Source organism: Candidatus Neomarinimicrobiota bacterium (genome assembly GCA_012964825.1).
Taxonomy (GTDB): Bacteria; Fidelibacterota; Marinisomatia; order Marinisomatales; family S15-B10; genus UBA2125.
The window spans coordinates 1-3512 of the sequence record DTTI01000020.1; the positions used below are offsets into that span (position 1 = coordinate 1).

The 3512-nt window shown below is 48.6% G+C and carries 1 protein-coding gene; it reads left to right on the top strand.

Annotated features, from left to right (window positions below):
* On the top strand, nt 1–3512 hold a 3512-nt coding region (locus EYO21_01275; protein ID HIB02445.1), incomplete at both ends, for a hypothetical protein.

Consider the following 3512-nt stretch of genomic DNA (forward strand, 5'->3'; position numbering starts at 1 on the left):
ACGTTCATTGTAGCTGATTCAGAACCGCCCACAGTGGCCTTCACTCCTTCAGATGGTACCGTTGACGTGCCTGTAGACACCCAAATAAAACTGACCTTCAGTGAACCTGTGCGGCTGATTAACGGCACGGATCTTGATAACGATAATGTTGTGGCTCTCGTCACTGTAGAAAGAGAAGCAGATGGAAACAAGGAGGGATTTGATGCGGTGGTGAGTGATGACAATACTGAGGTGACGCTTACTCTCAATGCTGATCTGGAAAGTGAACAGATGTACAATGTTTCCATAGGTTCTACAGTTGAGGACGTTTCGGATAACGCTCTTAATGCCGCCAACGCCAAGTTCACCACCACAGATGCAAAACCGCCGAGCGTGACCTTTAACCCGGCGGACGGCGATACCGATGTGAGTGTAACGACAGATATCACCGTCACGTTTGATGAGGCTGTTCGCTACCTGGATGCTTCAGCGTTGACCAATGACAATGTGGATACGCTGATTACTCTGAAAAATAAAGACGGTAGCGGAGTTGATCTTTCTTTCGATGCGACTATCAATGCTCCCAAGACACAGATCACCATTAAGCCTGGATCTGTTTTCAGGACAGGGCGGGCGGTCTATGTGGCGATTAAAGCCAAGGTTGAGGATGATATGGATAATGCCATTGAGGCTGCCAGCGCAATATTTAATACTGAAGAGACGCCTGAGATCAACGTTTCAGCGCCTTCTGTAGCTTTTACCACCGAGGCGGGCGGAAAGTCGACCTTTTCATTGACGCTGGGCAAGGAGCCGACCGCCAATGTTGTGGTTGCCATCATGAGCCAGGATGAGTCGGAAGGGAAGGTATCTACATCGGGGGTTACTTTCACTAAGCAGTTGTGGAATGAGTCCCATGAGATTGAGGTTGTGGGCCAGGATGACTTTATCGATGACGGGGACGTTTCCTATCTTATTGGTATTATGGGTGTGGTCTCTGATGACAGCCGGTACGAAGGCGTAGACCCAGACGACGTGCTATTGATCAACAAGGACGACAGTGACAAGGCCGGTATCACGGTTACCCCGTACAGAGGACTCGTAACTACTGAGGCGGGGGCAAAGGACTCATTTTCTGTGAAACTGGAATCGGAACCGGTGGCAGATCTCACCATCGCTCTGGACAAAACAAAACTGAGTGAGGGGTCACTCTCTTCTGATACACTTATTTTCACCCCGGCGAACTGGGGCACCCTTCAACAAGTGATTGTCACCGGTTTGAATGACTCGGTGGTGGACGGCGACAGGACTTATAAAATCATTACTCGAAAGCCGGTGTCAGATGATTCACTGTATACTACCATTAATCCGGACGATATTATTGTGACCAACCACGCCCGGGAGCCTATCATGGTTGTCCCTGTTGATTCGTTGGATTTTGGGTTAGTAGCCCGGGACGGATACAATGTTAAAACATTCGATGTCGTGAATGCTGGCACTGACACACTCAGGGTGTCAGATGGTACAATAAATTCACAAGCGTTTATCGCCAGTGCCACAGAGTTCAAAGTGGCGCCGAGGGATACTTTTCGGGTATACATTCAATTTCTGGGCGAATCGGCTATTAATTATGAAGCATTGTTCAAAGCCAAACACAACGATACCAGCAGGGGTGAGTTGAAGATTAAACTGAAAGGTGAAGCTTTCAAGCCTACAATAGCCGCTGTGGATACAGTGGTGGATTTCGGTATGGTTTATGTTTTCTTTGACGAAGAGCGGGAGCTGTCAGTCTATAATGCGGGTAACAGTGATCTTCGAATTGATTCCCTTGTCACCAGTGGGGATCAATTTTCCGTAGGGCCATCCTATACATCGCTTCTACCTATGTATCTAAAACCTTCTGACAGCACCAGCGTGACGGTTGTTTTTTCCTCACCTGACAGCGGCGAGGCCAGAGAAAACTTGCGGATCTTTTCAAACGATCAGGACAGGCCGCGTTTTGATGTTCCCATAGTGGCGACGATCCTTCCGCCGGACACAGTGGGGCCTTCCTTCGAAATCATCAGTATAACACCGGAAGAGGCCCTGTTGAAGCAGTTTATCAGTGTTGAGACAGAATTGAAGGATGCAACAGAAGTGGAAGAAGCTGTCCTCTATTTTCTTGAAGGGGGGCAGACTGAATTCACGGCGTATCCTATGATTACTGAAGACCAAGAAACTTTCGAGTTTGTATCCCGGCCGGCGGATGTGACCATGAACGGTATTGCCTTTTATATGTTGGCCAGAGACCAGAGAGGAAACTTTGCTTTAAGTGATACCTTCTCACCGCCGGTGAAGTTCAGGGACGGCTCGCTTCAAACAACCTTGCCCAACAGTGCTTATGGTGATGGCGTGCCGAAGAAGAAGTGGAGACTTATCTCTGTGCCTGCCGAACTGGAAGATCCCAATGTTGTGAATACACTGGGCGATGAACTGGATGGAAAGCCCAATTCCAGAAAGTGGCGCATCTTTGAGCCGGAAAACTCCGGTGGAGGAGGTTCAGGGTGGAAACAACCTGAAGAACTTTCTGTTGGAAAGGGGTACTGGCTGATTCAAGCAATTGATGAAAGGGCGGTCCTCTCCACAGGTGCGGGAAAGACCATCAGCCTCACGGGCTATGATATGACTCTGGAACCGGGGTGGAATATGATCAGCTCGCCTTACGCATTTCCCATGACACCGAACCTGGATGGGGCTTCTTTTTATGGTCCTTTGACCTATGGTAATGGAAGTGAAGGCTGGTCTGAGGAGTCCACCATGTTGCCCTGGAGCGGTTATCTCATTTACAACCGTCTTAGCGAGGTCAAGACCGTCCAGCTGGCGCCGCTGGATTTTTCTTCGGAGAGTAATACCCAGACCCTTGCCCGAGAAAGATCGGATGGGGAATGGATGCTCCAATTCAAGGCTGAAGGAGCGAATTATTCAGATACGGGTAACATTCTTGGTAGAAAGATTGATGCTGAAGAAGGGCTTGATCATTTTGACAATCCGGAACCACCCTATATGGACAAGTTTGTGTCGGTTACACTTGAGCCTGATAATCCATTATTCAAAAAACATTCCATGACTTCAGACATCCGTTCATCTTTTGTAAAGGACGGTATTTGGGATGTGGCCTTGCACACCAGGGGTGAGAAAGGTCCCATTGAGGTTTCTCATGATCTTTTCGGTGCATTTCCCTCAGAGGATGCCATGGTTATGCTTGATATGACCACGAGGAATCAGTATAATCTTCTTGAGGAGCAAAAAGTTGAGATCATCGACTATTCTGAGGATTTTCCCTACCGGTTCAAGATCTTTGCCGGTTCTCCCGAGTTTGTGGCCTCAGCCATGGCGGATGCTCTGTCACTCCTTCCTGATGAGTTCACGCTTCGTCAGAACTATCCCAATCCGTTCAATCCATCTACGACCATTGAGTTCGCACTGCCCAATCCAACGGAGGTTTCACTGGTGATCTACAATCTTATGGGTCAGGAGGTACGTACATTGAAGCGGGG